The following is an 18,586-nucleotide window of genomic DNA, read 5'->3' as shown; positions in this document are numbered from 1 at the left end:
GCCACCTTAACTTGAATTCAATCCCGCGCTAGCCCTGCGGATCGCCCGATAGAGGAGCGCTTGGTCACCCAGGCGACGGCGCAGGGCGCGCTCCAGACCGGCGATCGGGTACAGGTTCTGCGGCGCGCGCGAGTCCTTGTACTCGGTCGATGCGTAGCGGCAGAGCATGGGTGCACTGCGGTCGGCCAGTTCGACCACCTGGGCCACCGACAGCTCGGCCGAACACTCCACCCGGACCACGCCGGCCCAGGGCGCCGCCGAACCGGGCAGCTTCAGGTACCAGGTGTGCCGCTGCCAGCTGGTGCCGAGGCCGAACACGGGCGTGCGCTGACCGGGCGCGAGGGTGCCGACAACCCGGTGCAGCGCGGGCGGCAGGTACTCGCTGCGGTGCGTCTTGATGAACCCGAGCACCCTCGGCAGGTGTTGGCGGCCCCGCAGCGGACCGTCCAGCACGAGCAGGTCGTCCCCGTCGTTTGTGCCGTTCGAGCCGTTCGAGCCGTTTGTGCCGTTCGAGCCGGCCACGGCGTTGCGGGCGGTCGCCGCCACGACTGCCTCCACGTCGCCGAGCGCGCGCTGCACGGCGAGGCTGAGGTCGGCGACCGGCTCGCCGCGCTGGGCGGTGTGCACCCGCTGGTAGCGCCCGGCGGTGGTGACCACGTCGGTGGCGTGCTCGGCCGTGCTGAACAGGCCGCGCCGGACCTCGGCGGCCACCAGGTCGGCTCCGCCGGGACGGCAGCGCACCACGCCGGCCGCGTAGGAGGCACACAGCGCCAGCGCCGCCGCGCCACTTCCCGCGGCGCCGCTTCCCGCCGCGCCAGTTTCCGAGCCGTCCGCCGCCACGCCATCGGCGCCACCGTCCGGCTCGGAGATCCAGGCCATCGCGTCGATCCGCCGGACCCCGTCCACGAACAGCACGGCGGCCCAGCCGGCGGCCTTCGGATCGGGGTCGATCGCGCGCCACCGCGCCTCGGGGACCTCCACGTCCGGCGTGACCCGTGCGTCGGAGCGCCCCAGTTCCGCCTGGTCCTCGGTGCTCGCGCCGTAACCGGGATCCCAGCTCTCCACCCGCCAGCGCATCGCGCTCGGGGCGCTCACCCGGCCACCTCCTCGCGGGTGATCGAGGACGTGCGCTGGTCCCGGTTCACCACGAACCGGACCGGTACCCGCTCGGCCAGCGCGGGTACGTGGGTGATCACGCCGACCATCCGGTCACCGAGCGAGGCCAGGTTCTCCAGGGTGCCCGCGACGATCTCCAGGTTCGCCTCGTCCAGGGTGCCGAAGCCTTCGTCGAGGAAGATCGAGTCCAGCCGGACGGCACCGGCCGAGGCGAGCGTGGCCAGCTGCTCGGACAGCGCGAGCGCCAGTGCCAGGCTGGCCTGGAAGGTCTCACCGCCGGACAGCGTCTTCACCGGCCGCCGGGAGTCCGCGTCGGAGTGGTCCACCACCAGGAACTCGCCGTCGGTGTGCGCGAGCTCGAACTGGCCGCCGGACAGCGCGGCCAGGCTCCGGGACGCGTCAGCGACCAGGGCGTCCAGCGCGGACGCCACCAGCCAGCGCGGGAACGCGTCCGAACGCAGCAGGGCGGCCAGCATCTTGGCCACCTGGCCGGCCGCCTCGGCTTCCACCCGGTCGGCCTCCAGCCCGGCCGCCTCGGCCAGGCGCTCGGCGATCCGCGCCCTGGCACCGCGGGCCCGTTCCAGCTCGGTGGACGCGGCCGCCGACGCCGCCGACGCCAATGGCGCTCCGGGGGGCAGCGGCACGCCGTGTGCGGCCAGATCGTCGGCGAGCGCCCGGTGCGCGGCGTCCCTGCCGTCCCGTGCCCTGGTCACCGCCTGTTCGGCGCCGCCCAGCAGCTCGTCCCGGTCGGCGGCGGCGGCCGAGGCCCAGCTGGTCAGTGCGGCCCAGGCGCCGACCAGGTCGTCCCCGCTCCGGCTCGGGCCGTCCGGGGCCGGCGCGCCGAGCCCGACCAGCGGGTCCCGCGCCGCGCGCAGCGCCTGCCAGCCCCGCTCCACCGTGCTCGCGACTTGCTCGGCGGTTGCGGACGCGTCCGCAAGGGCGGTTCGCGCGGTGCGCAGCGCCGCGTCGGCACCTCGTACCTGTTCTGCCAGTTGGTCCAGCGCGGCGAGGCGCTGTGCCACCTCGGCGTCGGCCGGCTGGCCGTGCAGCGCGGCCGCCAGCTCGTCGCCTCGGCGCTGCGCCGCCGTGAGCGCACCGTGCGCGTCCTGCTCGGCGCGCACCGCCTCGGTTTCGGCGGCCCGCAGCCGCTGGGACCGCTCGACCGCGTCGTCGAGTGCGCGCTGCGCCTCGGTGTGTGCCCGCTCCGCCCCGGCCAGTTCGGCGCGCGCGTCGGACAGCTCGCCGCCGCGCCGCCGCGCCGCGTCGAGGGCCCAGTTGGTGAGTATCCGCCAGGACGCCGCGAGGTCGTGGGCGGCCGCCGAATCGGTGTCGGTTGTGGTCGCGTCAACCACCGCATCGACGGCCGGGGCGCCCAGTGCCACCAGCGGGTCCCGCGCCGCGCGCAGCTGGGCGGCCGAGGCGGCCAGCCGCCGGCCCACCTCGGCGTACTCGGCCTCGGCCGCGTCCCGGTGCTCACGGGCCCGCCGGCCCCGGTGCTCGGCGGCCAGCGCGGCGCCGGCCAGCTCGTCCGCCGTGGCCAGCAGCTTCTCGACCTGCTCGATGCTGTCCGGGGCGTCGGCCAGCGCGGCGCGCAGCGCGTCCAGGCGGGCGGCCAGCGCATCGAGGTCGGCGGCGGCCCGGTGCGCCGCGTCGGCGGCACCACGCTGGGCCGAGGCCGCCCTGTTGCGCCGCTCGGTGGCCAGCTCGACGGCCCGCACCGCGGCGGAGCGGTCGGCGGCCGGCACCGGGGCGGGCAGCTCGGTGACCCGCTGCTCACACACCGGGCAGTTCTCGTGCAGAGACAGGCCCGGACGCAGTGCGCCCACCAGGTCGGCGCGGTCCGCCGCCGCCCTGGCCGCCTCCGCACCGGCCAACGCCCGCTCCGCGTCGGCCAGCGCCGCCTCGGCCGTGTGCACCTCGGCGGTGGCCCGCTGTAGGCGCGCGGTGGCGCCGAGGCGGGCGCTCTCCGCTTCGGCCAGCTCGGTGTGTTCCCGGCGGGCCTGGGCCAGCCGGAACCGGTCCGGCCCGTCGGCCAACGCCTGCCGGGCGCGGGTGTCCCCGGCCTCCGCCTCGGCCAGCTCACGGCGGGCCATGCTCAGCTGCTCGGCGCTGGCCCGGCGGTGCTTGTCCAGCTCCGCCACCCCGTCCGGTGCACGCAACCCGGTCAGCCGGGCCCGTTCGTCGGCGAGCCGGTCCACCTGTCCGCGCAGGGTCTGTGCGACGCCGGCGAGCCGATCCCGGTCCGACCGCGCGGCCTCGAGCGAGGCCGTCTCGGCGGCGGCGGTCTCGCTCGCGACGACGGTGCGCTGCCCGGCCTGTTCCCGTTCGGTCCGCAGCTGGGGCAGCCTGGCGGTCAGCGCGGCCAGCTCGGCGTGGTCGCGGCGCAGCTGGCGCAGCGGCTCCCGGTCCGGTGCGGCCGCCAGCCGCTCCCGCGCGGCGGTGTCCGTGGCCTCGGCCGCCGCCAGCCGCCGCCGCGCCGCTGACACCTCCGACTCCGCCTCCCGCGCCCGGCGGGCCAGTTCGGCGAGGCCGTCCGGGGCGCCCAGCCGGGTCAGCGCGGCACGTTCGTCGCGCAGCCGCTGGGCGGTCTGTTCGGCGGCGAGCACCCCGGCGTCGCGGTCGGCCAGCTCCGGCAGTGCCCTGCCCACCCGCTCGACCAGCGCGGCCAGCGCCGCCTCCCGCTCGGCGGCCGCGAGGGCCGCCTCCTCGGTGGCGTCGGCGTGCCCGGCGAGCTGCTCGGCCAGCAGCTCGGCGCGCTGGGCCTGCAGTTTCGCCTCGCCGGCCGCCTCCCTGGCCATCACCTCGTACATGCCGAGGCCGAGGATGCGGGTCAGCGTCTTCTGCCGGTCAGCGGGTTTGGCGTGCAGGAACTGGGCGAAGTCCCCCTGCGGCAGCACCACGCAGATGCAGAACTGCTCGAACGGCAGCCCGAGCAGCTCCTCGACCGCCTTGGACACCGGCAGCGAGTCGGCGGCGAGCACCTCGGTCTCGTCGTCGGGGCCGCCCAGCGCCGCCGGGTCGACGAGCCGCTCCAGGCTCGCGTTGCGCACGGTGACCGCGCCGCTGGCCGCGCGGCGCAGCTCCCGGGCCACCACGTAGCGGGCCGGCCCGATGTCGAACAGCAGCCGCACGGTGCCCCGGTTCGCGGTGGGCGACAGGGCCAGCGAGACGGTCCGCCGGTCGTCCCAGCGCGGCACCGAGCCGTACAGCGCGAACGTCATCGCGTCGATCACCGTCGACTTGCCGGCCCCGGTCGGACCGACCAGCGCGAAGTACTCCGTGCCGGTGAAGTCGACGGTGGTCGGCTCGCGGAACGCGGCGAACCCGTGCATCTGCAGGACTACCGGGCGCATCAGCCGGTGACCTTGTCGTGCAGTCGCGCGAACAGCGCCTCGACCCGGGGATCGGCCACCTGGCGGGCGGCCAGGAAGTCGGAGAACAGCTCCCCCGGGGTCCGCTCCACACCGGGGCCGGACGCCGGGCGGGATCCGCTCACGGCCGCCGCGAACTCCGGGTCGATGCGCACCTCCAGGGCATCGGGCAGCAGGTCCAGCACCTCGTCCCGCAGCCCCGCGCGGGCCGGCTCGCGCACCCACACCCGCAGGTAGTCCTCGCCGACCGAGTCGGCGAGCGCACCCAGCTCCGCCACGGTGCCGCGCAGCGTGCGCAGCCGCCGCCCGGCGGTGAGCGGAATGTCGGTGACCTTCGCCGGCAGCCCGGGTGAGGCCTCCACCAGGCAGAGGACGCTGGTGTTGTCCTGCTCGCCGAAGTCGACGGCCAGCGGTGCGCCGCAGTAGTGCACCGGGCAGGGGGCGGGCAGTGCCTGGCGGCGGTGCAGATGGCCGAGCGCCACGTAGTGCGCCTCGGGCGGGAAGATGCTGGCCGGCACGTGGTACTCGAAGATCGACTGTGCGGCCCGCTCACCGCCGCCGAACGCACCGCCGGTCACCGTCAGGTGCGCCATCACCAGGTTCACCGAGTCGTCGGCGAACTCGGCGGTCAGGGTGCCGAGCACGTCGCGCACCATCTGGTCGTAGCCGCCGGCGTTCTGCGCCGGGGTCTGGCCGACCAGCTCGGCGGCCTTCACCGCGTAGCGCTGGGACAGGAACGGCAGCGCCGCGACGACGACCGGCTCCCCGCTGGAGCGCGCCCGGAACCGGATGACCCCGCCGCGATCGGCCGTGCGGACCGAGCCGATCAGCGTGATCCCGGCGGCGCCGGCCAGTGCCCGGTAGGCGTCCAGGGTAGCCGCGTGGTCGTGGTTGCCGGCGATCGCGAGCACTTCGGCACCGGTACCGGCCAGCGCCATCAGTGCGTCGATGACCAGCCGCTGGGCACCGGCGCTGGGCGCCGCGCTGTCGTAGAGGTCGCCGGCGATGAGCACCGCGTCCGGCTGTTGCGCCCGGGCGATCTGGACGATCTCGCGCAGCACGTCACGCTGCTCGTCCAGCCGCGAGCGACCCTTGAGCGTCTTGCCGACATGCCAGTCGGAGGTGTGCAGGAATCGCATAGGGCGCTCACGGTATGCGCCGCCGGGAATCGGCCCGAGCCCAGGTTCCCCGATTCGCCGGTCCGGGACCGGGCGCGGGCGCGCGGGCCGTGGTGGAAGCCGGCGGCCACCCCGCTTACCCTGCGTACTCCGACCAGGTGTCCCGGAGGAGCCATGCCAGCGCGCCGGACCCGCTCCGTGCTGATCGCCCGCCTGACCAACGAGGGCCCGGGCCGGCCACAGGCCGCGATCCTGGACGAGCTGCGCCGCTGCCTGCTCGACGGCGGGGTGCCGCCCGGTACCCCGATCCCGCTGGACGAGGTGGCCGCCGTGTTCGGGGTCAGCCGCATCCCGGTGCGCGAGGCGCTCAAGACGCTGATCGGCGAGGGGCTGGTGGAGCACCGTACGAACGCCGGCTACGCGGTCGCCAAGCTGACCACCCAGGAGCTGCACGAGCTGTACCTGGTCCGGGAGGTGCTGGAGACGGCGGCGCTCACCTCGGCGGTCGCCCAGGCCGGCCCGGACGACGACACCGAGGCGCGCGCCGCACACCACGCGCTGGACGAGGCGGTCGCCACCCGGGACGTGCGCGCCTATCACCGGGAGAGCCGCCGCTTCCACTGGGCGCTGGTCCGCCCGTGCGGGATGCGCCGGCTGCTCGGCATGTACGAGTCGGCGTGGAACATCACCGAGCCGCTGCAGCCGATGGCCCACGTGACCGAGGCCGACCGGGCCGCCCTGCACGCCGACCACGACGGGCTGCTCACCGCGTTCCTGGCCCGGGACACCCCGGCGCTGCTGCGGATCGCCCGCGACCACCACCACCGGTTGCGGTCCTCGCTGCACGCGCTGCCCCGCGACCGCGGCCTGTTCGCACCCGACTAGGGCACTGGCACCCCGTCTGACGCGGCAAAATATACGATTCGCGTGACGGCGGCGTAACACTGCGAGCTTACGGTTTCTGGCACCCGGAGTTTCCGGTTTCGCCTCACCAGAGGCGCACGCAGGGCTATTGACGAGCAGCGGCCGCGTCGTCCGTAGGCCTCATTCTTGAGGGCCACAGGAGTTGCCATGACTGAAGCGCCGCACGCGCAGGAACGGCTACGACCCCCGCACGCCACCGCCGGCCACGACGACCTCGTCGAAGCGGCCGGAGCACCCATCGGTGGCGGACTGATCAAGCCCGGCTACGACCCACGCCTGACCAACGAGGACCTCGCCCCGCTGCGCAAGCAGTCGTGGAGCAGCTACAACATCTTCGCGTTCTGGATGTCGGACGTGCACAGCGTCGGCGGGTACGTCACCGCCGGCAGCCTGTTCGCGCTGGGTCTGAACAGCTGGCAGGTGCTGATCGCGCTGCTGATCGGCATTGGCATCGTCAACTTCTTCTGCAACCTGGTGGCCAAGCCGAGCCAGCTGACCGGGGTGCCGTACCCGGTCATCTGCCGCAGCGTGTTCGGGGTGTTCGGCGCGAACGTGCCGGCGATCATCCGCGGCCTGATCGCGGTCGCCTGGTACGGCATCCAGACCTACCTGGCCTCCTCCGCGCTGAACATCGTGCTGCTCAAGCTGTTCCCCGCCCTGATGCCCTACGCGGACGTCAACCAGCACGGCTTCGCCGGCCTCTCGACGATGGGCTGGGGCACCTACGCGGTGCTCTGGGTCATGCAGGCCGCGGTGTTCTGGACCGGCATGGAGTCCATCCGGCGGTTCATCGACTTCTGTGGCCCGGCCGTCTACGTGGTGATGTTCCTGCTGGCCGGGTACCTGATCCACCGGGCCGGCTGGGGCGCGATCGACCTCAACCTCGGCGAGGTCAAGTACACCGGGTGGGCCGCCGTGCCGGTGATGCTCGGGGCGATCGCGCTGGTGGTGTCCTACTTCTCCGGGCCGATGCTGAACTTCGGTGACTTCTCCCGCTACGGGAAGTCCTTCGCGGCGGTCAAGAAGGGCAACTTCCTGGGGCTGCCGGTGAACTTCCTGGTGTTCTCCATCCTGGTGGTGGTCACCGCGTCGCTCACGCTGCCGATCTTCGGCCAGCTGATCACCGACCCGGTGGACACGGTGGCCCGCATCGACAGCGTGTTCGCCATCGTGCTCGGCGCGCTGACCTTCGCCATCGCCACCGTGGGCATCAACATCGTGGCCAACTTCATCTCGCCGGCCTTCGACTTCTCCAACGTCAACCCGCAGAAGATCAGCTGGCGGGCCGGCGGCATGATCGCGGCGGTCGGCTCGGTGCTGATCACCCCGTGGAACCTGTACAACAACCCGGAAGTGATCCACTACACGCTGGAGACCCTCGGTGCCTTCATCGGCCCGCTGTTCGGGGTGCTGATCGCCGACTTCTACCTGGTCCGCAAGCAGCACGTGGTGGTCGACGACCTGTTCAGCATCTCGCCGACCGGCAGCTACTGGTACAAGGGCGGCTACCACCCGGCGGCGATCATCGCCACCGGGATCGCCGCCGCGATCGCCATGGTCCCGGTGCTGTGGACCGGCGGTCCCGGTATGAAAACCGTCGTGCAGTACACCTGGTTCATCGGCATGCTGGTGGGTCTGCTGGTGTACCTGGCCATCGGCCGCCGGTCAGCGGTGGTCAGGCCCGAACCTGCGGAGGTAGCGAGTTAGGTGCTCATCACCGTCATCAACCCCAACACCAGCTGGGACATGACCGGTTCGATCGAACGGTCGGCCCGAGCGGTCGCGGGGCCGGACACCGTGGTCCGGGCGGTCTCCCCGGCCATGGGTCCGGCCTCGATCGAGAGCCACTACGACGAGGCGCTCGCGGTACCGGGACTGCTCGCCGAGATCGCGCGCGGCGAGCAGCTCGGTTCGGACGGCTACGTGATCGCCTGTTTCGGCGATCCCGGGTTGGATCCGGCCCGCGAGCTGGCCGCCGGGCCGGTGGTCGGCATCGCCGAGGCGGCCATGCACGCGGCCAGCTTCCTCGGGCGGGGGTTCAGCGTGGTCACCACGCTGGCCCGCACCCGAGGCCGGGCCTGGGACCTGGCCGACCGGTACGGCATGCGCCGGTTCTGCCTGGGCGTACACGCCTGTGACATCCCGGTGCTGGAGATCGACTCCGACCCGTACGTGGTCAAGACGATCACCGAGGCGTGCCGGGCGGCGCTGGAGTCCGACGGCTCGGACGCGATCGTGCTCGGCTGCGCGGGCATGAGTGCGCTGTGCGCCCGGATCGGCGAGGAGCTGGGGGTGCCGGTGGTGGACGGCGTGCAGGCAGCGGTGCTGACCGTCCAGTCGCTGGTCACCATGGGGCTGCGGACCGGCTCCACCGGCGAGTTCGCGGCGCCGCCGGCCAAGCCGTACGCCGGCATCCTGCGCGAGTTCGGCGCCGGCCGCTGAGCAGCCGGCGCCGTGCCGGGGTCGGCGGCAGCGCCGTCACCGCGGCGCCGACGCTGACCCGCGCGGGCCTGTTGTTACCGAGCTGCACACCAGGCTGGTTCGATCATGGAAACACCTGCCTCTTGTGCAGTTCGGTAACAACAGGCCGCACTCCGGCGCGGCAGCGCGCCGGCCGCTCGGGCCGCTCGGCCGCTCGGCGGCGCGCCGGCCGCTCGGCGGCGGCGAGCCGGGGGTCAGAAGGGCGGTTCGTCGTCCACCGGCGGGAGCCGGCGCAGCGGGTCACGGACCGCGCCGTTGCCGGCGCCGTTCACCCCGGCCGCGCCGTTGGCACCGGCTGAGCCGGTGGCCGGTACGCGGACCGGTTCCCCGGCGCTCTCCGACAGCCGGGTGGCCCAGGCCGGGAACGGGAACTCCACGGCCAGCGGCACCGGGATCTCCGGCTGGGAGATGAACATGGTGCCCGGCCGGGCCAACGTCGCCCGGCCGCGCTGCGACGGCGGCAGGAAGCCGTACTCCGGGCGGCTGGCCTCCGCCGGGTCCAACCGGCCGACCACCTTGATCGAGGAGTTGGCCACGATCCGCCGCTCCACCTCGCTGGCGGTCTGTTGCGCGCCGATCAGGATGATGCCCAGCGAGCGGCCGCGCTCGGCGACGTCCAGCAGCACCTCCTTGATCGGGCTGCTGCCCTCCCGGGGCGCGTACTTGTTGAGCTCGTCGATCATGGTGAAGAGCAGTCCGCCCGGCCCGGCGGCCTCCTTGCGGGCGGTCTCGGCGGCCAGCACCACGCCGACCACGAACCGCTGCGCCCGCTCCGGCAGGTTGTGCAGGTCGACCACGGTGACCTGCTGGCCCTCGGTGCTGATCCGCCGCCCCGGGGTGTCGGTCAGGTCACCGCGCACCACGGTGCGCAGCGGGCCGAGGCTGGAGCGCAGCCGGCGCAGGAACGCGTTGATGGTGCCGGTACCGGTGACCGGGCCGGCCCACGGCGCCCGCACCGAGGCGTCCTCGTCGGTGAGCTTGTCGGAGATGAAGCCGACCAGGTCGGCGTAGGTGCGCAGCAGCCGGCCCTCGATGCTCACCGCGCCGTCGATCCCGGCGGCCATCGCGTCGTAGCGCAGTCGGGTGGTCACCTGGTGGATCACCGAGGTGTACTGGTTGCGCTCGTCCTCGGCGTCGGCGAAGGCGAACCGGAGCAGCTCCTCGGCGCAGAACTCGCGCAGCGTCCACCAGAACGGGCTGATGCCGCTGGTCCGGCCGGTGACGAAGGGGCGCCCGGTCGGGTCCTCCGGGGTGGGCGGGGCGTAGAAGCCGGCGGAGGCGAACGGCTCCGCCGGGAGCCCGAGCCGGCCGTAGGCGTCGACCAGCTCGGCGCCGGTGGTCTCGTCGGCCAGCCGGCGGTTGGCGTGGTCCAGGAACAGCAGGTCCTCGCCCTTGACGCTGAAGATCAGGGCCTTGGCGTTCACCGCGCGGTTGCCGAGCACCCCGCTGCGGAAGATCGAGTACAGCAGGAACAGCGCGAAGCTGGTCTTGGTGGCCACCCCGGAGATGCCGCTGATCGAGACGTGCCCGCCCCGGGTGCCGTCCAGGAACTCCAGGTTGAGGTAGATCGGCTCGCCGTCGCGGCCCATGCCGACCGGCACCTTGCGTTCCATCCGGTCGAAGTAGAGCGCCCTGGCCCGCTCCTCACCGGTGGCCCGGTGCACCGGCTCGCCGGGGCGCGGCGGCACGTAGCACTCCGGGTCCACCCGGGTCGTGGTGATCTCGGCGATCTCCTGGACGTGCGCCGGCAGCACACCCTCGTTGATCAGGAACACGTCCGAGCCGTAGGTGGCGCCCTCGTGCCGGGCGCGGACCTGGGTGACGATCCCCGAGGTCAGCACCGGCCCGACCCCGGGAACCGGGCGGACGGTGACCACCACGTCGTCGAGCTGCAGGTACGAGTCCGGCGCCAGTGCAACGCTGAACAGCAGCGGGGTGGAGTCCTCGGTGCCGGCGACGAGGCCCACCGGTGGCGCGCTCTGGGTCACCGGTTCCTCCTCGTCAATGCCCGGTCGTCCGGGTCAGCTCCACGGCGCGGTCGCGGCCATCCGTGCGCGGCCATTGCTACCACGCGGCGGTGACCACGGCGCCCCCGGCCCAGCTCAGCCGGGCCCCCGGCCTCGCGCCGGGCCCCGCTCAGCCGGCACCGAGGAACTTGACCACCCGGTCGATCACACCCGGGTCCTCCCGGAAGCACCAGTGCCCGACACCGGGTACCAGCTCGACCGTCGAGTTCGGCAGCGCGGCGCCGTACCGGTACGCCTCGTCGGTGCCCAGGTACGGGTCGCCGTCGCCCCACAGCACCAGCGACGGGCAGCGCACCTCCTCCAGCGCGACCCCGGCGGCACTGAGCACCCCCGGGTCGGCCGAGCGGTAGAGCCCGAGGATGGCGCGGCGCATGCCGGCGTCCAGGTACCGGGTGGTGTCGTCCAGGAAGGCGTCGTCCATCGGGCCCGGGCGCGGGCTGGACAGCCTGCTGATCTGCTTCAGGGTCGAGCGACGCATGCCGTACGCGGCCAGCTCGCCGAGGACCGGGAGCCGCCACACCCGGGCCAGCCAGTGCCAGCGGTAGGCGGCGGACAGCGGCACCGCGTCGATCACCACCAGCTTCTCCAGCTGTTCGGGGCGCAGCGCGGCCGCCGCCAGCGCCACCGATCCCCAGTCGTGCACCACCAGCCGGTAGCGGTCCACGCCCAGGTCGTCGACGAAGGCGCGGAACCACAGCTTGAGCGTGGCGAAGTCGACCAGCCCGGGGCGTACCGAGCGGCCGAACCCCGGCATGTCCGGTGCGATCACCCGGCCCAGCTCACCGGCCCGGTCCAGGAACGGTGCCCATTCGTCGGCGGAGTCCGGGTTCCCGTGCACGAAGATCACCGGGTCGCCGGAGCCGCGTTCCAGTACGGCGGTCCGAAAACCCACGACGTCGCGGTACCCGACCTGGTCCACTGCCATCAGGTCTCCTCCGCAAGACAACTCGCCGACTCGTCGACCGCAACCTACCGCCACCGGCCGCCACCCAAGGCCGGCCGTACCGGGAAGATGATCGGGTGGCGGATGACGAATACCTGGTCGGGCGGGGCATCGCGGACGTGACCGGTGAGCCGGCCGGCGTGGGCATGCTCGGCTACGGCAAGGCCGACCAGCGCACCGAGGGCATCCACACCCGGCTGCGGGCCCGGGCGTTCATCTTCGCGGAGCCGAGCGCCGGGGACGAACCGGACGCCGGGACGGGCCGCAGGGTGCTGCTGGTGATCGCCGAGCTGCCGCTGATCTTCGAGAGCATCCGGCGGGCCGTGCTGGACCGGCTGCGCACCCGCTTCGGGGACACCTACGCCGCGGACAACGTGATGCTCACCGCGACGCACACGCACTGCGGGCCCGGCGGCTACTCGCACCACCTGCTCTACAACAGCACCACCGGCGGGTTCCGCCCCACGACGTTCGCGGCCATCGTGGACGGCATCCTCGAGGCGGTCGAGCGGGCCCACGCCGACGTCGCCCCGGCCACCCTGGTGCTCACCCAGGGCGAGCTGCGCGACGCCAGCGCGAACCGGTCGAGGCCGGCGTTCGAGCGCAACCCGGCGGCCGACCGCGAGTACTTCCCCGACGGCGTCGACCCGTTGGTCACCGTGCTGCGTATCGAGCGGGCCGGCCGCGGCGTCGGCGCGATCACCTGGTTCGCCGTGCACAACACCAGCATGACCAACCGCAACCGGCTGATCAGCTCGGACAACAAGGGCTACGCCAGCTACCACTGGGAACGGGTCACCCACGGGCAGGACTACCGCGGCGCCGAGCCGCCCGACTGGATCGCCGCGTTCGCCCAGACCAACGCCGGCGACCTGTCGCCCAACCTGAATCTGCACCCGGGCAGCGGACCCACCGAGGACGAGTTCGAGAACACCCGGCTGATCGGGCTGCGCCAGTACACCGCCGCCGAGGCGCTGGCCGGCGAGCCGGGCACCGTGGTCACCGGCGGACTTGACCACCGGTTGAGCACGGTGCGGCTGTCCGGCGTGACGGTGCGACCGGAGTTCACCGGGGACGGCCGCACGCACCGGACCGGCTGGCCGGCGGTCGGGGCGGCCGCGCTGGCCGGCAGCGTGGAGGACGGGCCGGGGTTCCCCGGGTTCCACGAGGGGCGCAACCGGCTGTGGGACGCGCTGTCCGCCCGGGTGCTCTACCGGCTCTCCGCCGAGCTGCGCGAGACGCAGGCGCCGAAAGGTCTGGTGCTCGGCGTGCGCCGGCTGAACCGGCTGCGCCCGCTGGTCGCCGAGCACGCCCCGCTGCAGCTGCTGCGGATCGGGCCGCTGTACCTGGTCGGGGTGCCAGCGGAGGTCAGCATCGTGGCCGGGCTGCGGCTGCGCCGGGTGGTGGCCGGCATCGTCGGCGCCGAGCTGGACCGGGTGCTGGTAGCCGGCTACAGCAACGGCTACCTGCACTACCTGACCACCCCGGAGGAGTACGACAGCCAGCAGTACGAGGGCGGCAGCACCCTGTTCGGGCGCTGGGAGCTGCCCGCGGTGGCCCAGAGCGTGGCGGAGCTGGCCGGTGCGCTGGTCGCCGGCAACCCGGTGCCACCCGGTGAGACGCCACCCCGGCTCACTCCCCGGCCGTCCCGGCACACCCCGCGCCCGGCCACCGAGGGCGGCGCGCGGCTCGGCGACGTGTGGCGCCAACCCCGGCCGAGCTACCGGGCCGGCGAGCGGGCCAGCGCGGTGTTCGTGGCGGGCGACCCGAACGGCGACCTGCGCCGGGGGGAGAGCTACCTCGAGGTTCAGCGCGCCGAGGCGGACGGCGGCTGGCGGGCGGTGGCCGACGACGGGGACTGGGACACCCGGTTCCGCTGGACCCGGGGCCAGCGGGCCTCAACAGCCGCGCTCCCGACGGCCACGCTCTCGACGGCCACGCTCTCGACGGCCACGGTCACCTGGGACATCCCGCTCGGCACCAGCGGCACGTTCCGCATCCGCTACCTGGGCGGCAGCACCGGAACCGGCACCAGCGACCCGTTCGAGGTCCGCTGAGCCCCGGCCGCGCGCGAGCGGCTCGGCGACCCGGCGCGGGCGCCGACCCGCGTCCCGGGGAGCACGGCGCTACGAGTCAGCCGCGCCCGGCGGCGGCGGACGGCTCGGCGAGCAGGAAACTGGGCTCGGTGAGGCCGCGCCGGGCCGCCTCCGCGCGCACCTCGGTCACCACCTGACCGACCGCCGAGGCGCCGACCAGCGCGATCGCCGAGCCGCCGAACCCGCCACCGACCAGCCGCGCGCCCAGTGCACCGGCCGCCCGGGAGGCGTCCACCGCGCTCTCCAACTCCGGGCAGCTCAGCGCGTAGTCGTCGCGCAGCGAGGTGTGCGAAGCGTCCAGCAGCGGCCCGAGCTCGGCCACCCGGCCGGCTTCGAGCAGGTCGGCCGCCGCCCGGGCGCGCGCCGACTCGGTGATCACGTGCCGCACCCGGCGCAACAGCACCGGATCCTCCTCGCCGACGGCGGCCAGCCCGGACCGCGCCTCGGCCACCGACTCGAGCCGACCGAGCGCCGGTACCCCCAGCAGCGCGGCCGCCCGGTCCACCGCGGCCCGCCGGTCCTGGTACTGGCTGTCCACCAGCCGGTGCGGGGCGTTCGTATTGACCACCAGGATGGCAAGGCCGTGGCCGGCCGGGGCGAATGGCAGCTGGCGGGTCTCGAAGGTCGCACAGTCCAGTCGCAGGCAGTACCCGGCACGGGCGTGCACCGCCGTCGCCTGGTCCATGCCGCCGGTGGAGGCCAGCGCGATCTCGTTCTCCGCGCGCACCCCGGCCCGCACCAGACCGGAGCGGGCCGGCGAGTCGAGGGCCCCTGCGCCGCCGCCGAACAGGTCCAGCAGCGCCACCCCGAGGGAACACTCCAGTGCCGCGGAGCTGGACAGCCCGGCCCCGACCGGCACGTCGGAGTGCACCGCGGCGTCGATCCCGCCGAAACCCCGGCTCAGCAGGCCCTCCTCGCCGAGTGCCCAGGCGGTGCCCGCCAGGTACGCCGCCCAGCCGGCCGGGTGTCCCGGCGCGACATCGGCGAGCGCGCCGGTCCACGGCTCGTCCAGCTGTCCGGACACCAGCCGCAGCTGACCGTCCGAGCGGGGCCGCACCGCCGCCCAGGTCCGGTGCCCGAGCGCGAACGGCAGGCAGACACCGCCGGCGTAGTCCACGTGCTCGCCGATCAGGTTGACCCGCCCCGGCGCGGCCCACACACCGGACGGTTCACCGCCGAACGCGGCGGTGAACAGCGCGGACGCCGTCTTCGCCGACGCGGCGGTCGACGGCGGGTGCCACGTCGGTCCGCTCACCAGCTCGCTCACGACTCGGCCACCTCGCGCAGCCGGCGGGCGATCCGCTCCGGGGTGGTGTCGTTGATCCAGGCGCCCAGCGCGGACTCCGAGCCGGCCAGGAACTTCAGCCGCCCCGGCGCCCGCATCACCGAGAACAGCTGCAGGTGCAGCCGGCCCAGCTCGCGGTCCTCGCCCACCGGTGCCTGGTGCCACGCCGAGATGTACGGGGTCCGGTCCACCCCGGGGAAGAACCGGTCCACGCGGCGCAGCAGGTCCAGGTAGACCACGGCCAGCTCGGCGCGTTCGTCACCGGTCAGCTCGGCGAGGTCGCGCACGTCCCGGTGCGGCGCCAGGATCAGCTCGAGCGGCCACTTCGCGGCCAGTGGCACGTAGGCACTCCACTGCTCGCCGCGCAGCACCATCCGCACGTCGGCGCGCTGTTCGTCGGCCAGCACGTCGGCCAGCAGCGACCCCCCGGTGGCGGCCCGGTGCGCGCCGGCCTGGCGCAGCAGTGACTGGGTGCGCGCCGGCAGGTACGGGTAGGCGTAGATCTGACCGTGCGGGTGGGTCAGCGTCACCCCGATCTCCTCGCCCCGGTTCTCGAAGCACACCACCTGGCGGGTGCCCGGCAGCGCGGACAGTGCCTCGGTGCGGTCCGCCCAGGCCTCGATCACGGTGCGGGCCCGCCGCTCGCTGAGGGTGGCGAAGCTGGCGCTCGGGTCGGAGGTGAAGCAGACCACCTCGCAGCGCCCGGTGCCGCCGGAGAAGGCCGGGAACCGGTTCTCGAACACGACCACGTCATAGTCGGGCGCCGGGATCTCGGTCGGTGGCTCGCCGGGGCGGGTCGGGGCCAGCGGGTTCTCGTTGGCCGGCGGCAGGTAGGTGCGGTCCATCCGGTGCGCGGCCATCGCCACGTACTCGCCGGTCAGCACGTCGAGGCGGATCTCCGAGTGGGTGTCCGGCCGCTCGAGGCCGCGATTGTCGGTTTCTGTTCGGCTGGGGTACGGCTCGCGGTCGTCGAAGTAGATCAGCTCACGGCCGTCGGAGAGCCGAATCGGCAACTTCCGGACCTGGACGGAGGAACTCTCGGCGGCGGCCCCCCGGCCCGCACCGGGCGTCGATCCCACACTCACCCCACTCACGAGTCCTCCTCGCTGGCGCTCGTCGGCCGCGTTCGCGCCACTGCTGTGTCTGATGGTGAGCTCGCAAGCTCGCTCACGTCTCAGCGACGATCAGTTCGCCGACCAGCCCGGCCAACTCGTCACGCGCGGCGTCGTCGATCCCGTCATCGGTCACCAACACGTCCACCTCGGTCAGCCGGGCCGTCGTCTGCAACCCGATGACACCCCACTTGGTGTGGTCGGCGACCACCAGGATCCGGCGGGACGCCTCGATGAGCGCCCGGTTGGTCTGGGTCTCCAGCAGGTTCGGGCAGGTGAGGCCGGCGCGGGCGTCGATGCCGTGCACCCCCAGGATCAGCAGGTCCAGGTGGATGCCCTGCAGCGCGGCCACCGCGAGCGGCCCGACCAGCCCGTCCGACGGGGTGCGCATCCCCCCGGTGAGCAGCACGGTCTGCTCGACCTGGCGGAACCGGTGCAGCTCGTCGGCCACCGGCAGCGAGTTGGTGATCACGGTCAGGTCCGGGACGCCCAGCAGCTCGGTGGCGACCGCGTGGGTCGTGGTGCCCGCCGAGATGCCCAACGAGATGCCCGGTGAGACCAGCGCGGCGGCGGCCTGCGCGATCGCCATCTTGGCCGCGACCTGCTGGGTGGCCTTGGTGGCGAAGGCCGGTTCGTGCACGCTGGCCATCCGGGGCTGCGCGGCGCCGCCGTGCACCCGGTCCACCAGGCCCTGGCCGGCCAGCTCGCTGATGTCGCGGCGGACCGTCATGTCGGACACGCCGAGCTCGGCCACCAGGTCGGCGACCTTGACCGCACCGCTGCGGGCCACCTCGTCCAGGATCAGCTGCTGGCGCTGCCGAGCCAGCATCAGCGCACCCGGGGGGCGGGGTCGCGAGGTGCGCGCCTGGACGTCTTCATGAGCACATGATGGCCATGCCCAGGCCACAAAGTCAACAAGATCGAACATTTCAGAGCGAAAACACCGGTGATGGCCGAGCTTCTTTGTTGAGAAATGTTGACTTTACCCATGGTCATCGGTGATGCTGCTCGGCAACACTCACCCGTGAGCACGCGCTTGTTCGGTGCGCTCGGTGCAAAGGAGCACTCCATGAGACCGTCCCGGATCCCCGCCATCGCGTGCGCCCTCGGCGCCTCGACCTTGCTGATCGCCGGGTGCTCCAGCGGTCAGCAGGCCAGCTCAGGCGCACAGAGCGCCGGCCCGGTCAGCGGCAACATCACCATCGCCCTGCTGCAGAAGCAGGGCGACCAGCAGTACTTCATCGACGAGGCCGCCGGCGCCCAGGCCGCCGCCAAGGAGCTCTCCACCCCCGAGTCGACGGTCAGCCTGAAGGTCGTCAACCTCGGGCAGGACGCGAACAAGGCGGTCACCGAGACCGACTCGGCGATTGCCCAGAAGGTCAACGGCATCGCCATCGTGGTGCCCGACCAGAAGATCGGCCCGCAGGTCGCAGGCGCGGCCACGACCGCCGGCATCCCGCTGGTCTCCGCCGACGACTCGATCTCCGACAGCGCCGGCGCGGCCGTGCCGTTCGTCGGCTTCGACGGCTTCGACATGGGTTCCAAGGTCGGCACCGAGGCGGCGAAGGAGGCCGCCCCCAAGGGGTGGACCGCCGCCGACACCGCGGTGATCTACGCGTCCAAGCAGGACCTCACGGTCTGCCAGGACCGGGTTCGCGGTGAGAAGGAGCAGTTCACCAAGGGCGGCGGCGCCGGCAAGGTCATCGACGTCGGCACCGACAACAGCGTGAACGGGGCACAGAGCACCGCCTCCGGCATCATCACCGGCAACCCCTCGGTCAAGAACTGGATCGTGATGGGCTGCAACGACGAGAACGTCTCCGGCGTGCTGCAGGCACTGTCCAACGCCAAGGTGCCGGCCGCCAACGTGGTCGGCGTCGGGCTCGGGGCCTACATCGCCTGCAAGTCGTGGCAGCCGGGCGCCGCGGCGGACGGTTTCCACTCCGCGCTGTACATCGACGGGCACGACGTTGGCGGCGACGCGGTCCGCACCCTGGTCGCCAAGATCCGCAACGGCACCCCGCTGCCGCCGAAGACGATCGCCAAGACGCAGATCGTGGACGCCGCCAACGCCGCCTCCACCAGCCTGAAGTGCACCTGAGCGGGCTGTCGG

Annotated in this window: 13 protein-coding genes; 5 read left to right on the top strand and 8 right to left on the bottom strand. The window is 73.4% G+C overall.

Features of this window, described 5'->3' with window-relative positions:
- Positions 1-6 precede the first annotated feature (6 nt).
- Genes ACTXG6_RS18395 through ACTXG6_RS18385 form a run of 3 tightly spaced genes read right to left on the bottom strand, consistent with a single transcriptional unit; the run spans position 7 to position 5,626 of the window.
- Positions 7-1,095 (bottom strand): hypothetical protein, encoded by a 1,089-nt coding sequence (locus ACTXG6_RS18395; RefSeq protein ID WP_445189042.1) that lies wholly within the window; start codon positions 1,093-1,095, stop codon positions 7-9.
- Positions 1,092-4,469 (bottom strand): AAA family ATPase, encoded by a 3,378-nt coding sequence (locus ACTXG6_RS18390; RefSeq protein WP_445189041.1) that lies wholly within the window; start codon positions 4,467-4,469, stop codon positions 1,092-1,094. Before ACTXG6_RS18390 ends, ACTXG6_RS18395 begins: the two co-directional genes overlap by 4 nt.
- Entirely contained in the window at positions 4,469-5,626 is a 1,158-nt protein-coding gene (locus ACTXG6_RS18385) for an exonuclease SbcCD subunit D (RefSeq protein WP_445189040.1), read from the bottom strand. The genes ACTXG6_RS18390 and ACTXG6_RS18385 overlap by 1 nt, the downstream gene beginning before the upstream one ends.
- A 153-nt stretch (positions 5,627-5,779) precedes the next feature.
- On the opposite strand from ACTXG6_RS18385, the gene ACTXG6_RS18380 reads away from it, so the two are divergent.
- From ACTXG6_RS18380 to ACTXG6_RS18370, 3 genes are all read left to right on the top strand, one after another.
- Entirely contained in the window at positions 5,780-6,490 is a 711-nt protein-coding gene (locus ACTXG6_RS18380; RefSeq protein ID WP_445189039.1) for a GntR family transcriptional regulator, read from the top strand.
- 186 nt (positions 6,491-6,676) lie between these two features.
- Positions 6,677-8,236 (top strand): NCS1 family nucleobase:cation symporter-1, encoded by a 1,560-nt coding sequence (locus tag ACTXG6_RS18375; RefSeq protein ID WP_445189038.1) that lies wholly within the window; start codon positions 6,677-6,679, stop codon positions 8,234-8,236.
- Entirely contained in the window at positions 8,237-8,971 is a 735-nt protein-coding gene (locus ACTXG6_RS18370) for an aspartate/glutamate racemase family protein (protein WP_445189037.1), read from the top strand.
- Between the two features lie 233 nt (positions 8,972-9,204).
- Here the strand turns inward: ACTXG6_RS18370 and ACTXG6_RS18365 are convergent, their stop codons facing one another.
- The gene (locus tag ACTXG6_RS18365; RefSeq protein WP_445189036.1) at positions 9,205-10,998 is read right to left on the bottom strand and encodes an ATP-binding protein; all 1,794 of its coding nucleotides are present in this window, start codon (positions 10,996-10,998) and stop codon (positions 9,205-9,207) included.
- A 148-nt stretch (positions 10,999-11,146) separates the two neighbouring features.
- Positions 11,147-11,962, bottom strand: a complete 816-nt coding sequence (locus ACTXG6_RS18360; RefSeq protein ID WP_445189035.1) for an alpha/beta fold hydrolase — start codon at positions 11,960-11,962, stop codon at positions 11,147-11,149.
- Positions 11,963-12,057: 95 nt separating this feature from the next.
- Between ACTXG6_RS18360 and ACTXG6_RS18355 the strand changes: the two genes are divergently transcribed.
- Positions 12,058-14,037, top strand: coding sequence for a neutral/alkaline non-lysosomal ceramidase N-terminal domain-containing protein (locus ACTXG6_RS18355; protein ID WP_445189034.1), 1,980 nt, complete (start codon positions 12,058-12,060; stop codon positions 14,035-14,037).
- Between the two features lie 76 nt (positions 14,038-14,113).
- Here the strand turns inward: ACTXG6_RS18355 and ACTXG6_RS18350 are convergent, their stop codons facing one another.
- The 3 genes from ACTXG6_RS18350 to ACTXG6_RS18340 all read right to left on the bottom strand — a co-directional run bounded on the left by ACTXG6_RS18350 (position 14,114) and on the right by ACTXG6_RS18340 (position 17,302).
- Positions 14,114-15,343, bottom strand: coding sequence for a galactokinase (locus ACTXG6_RS18350; RefSeq protein ID WP_445189033.1), 1,230 nt, complete (start codon positions 15,341-15,343; stop codon positions 14,114-14,116).
- Complete coding sequence (galT, locus tag ACTXG6_RS18345) at positions 15,340-16,374, bottom strand: galactose-1-phosphate uridylyltransferase (protein ID WP_445190042.1); 1,035 nt, start codon at positions 16,372-16,374, stop codon at positions 15,340-15,342. The genes ACTXG6_RS18350 and galT overlap by 4 nt, the downstream gene beginning before the upstream one ends.
- Positions 16,375-16,528: 154 nt before the next feature.
- Positions 16,529-17,302: a DeoR/GlpR family DNA-binding transcription regulator gene (locus tag ACTXG6_RS18340; RefSeq protein ID WP_445189032.1), complete on the bottom strand. Its 774-nt coding sequence runs from the start codon at positions 17,300-17,302 to the stop codon at positions 16,529-16,531.
- Between the two features lie 240 nt (positions 17,303-17,542).
- Here ACTXG6_RS18340 and ACTXG6_RS18335 point away from each other — a divergent pair, with 240 nt between their 5' ends.
- Positions 17,543-18,574: a substrate-binding domain-containing protein gene (locus ACTXG6_RS18335; RefSeq protein WP_445189031.1), complete on the top strand. Its 1,032-nt coding sequence runs from the start codon at positions 17,543-17,545 to the stop codon at positions 18,572-18,574.
- Positions 18,575-18,586 lie beyond the last annotated feature (12 nt).

It is taken from the genome of Pseudonocardia sp. Cha107L01, from assembly GCF_052566575.1.
The sequence above is the reverse complement of the archived record's forward strand: the minus strand, read 5'-3'. Positions and strand labels throughout refer to the sequence as shown.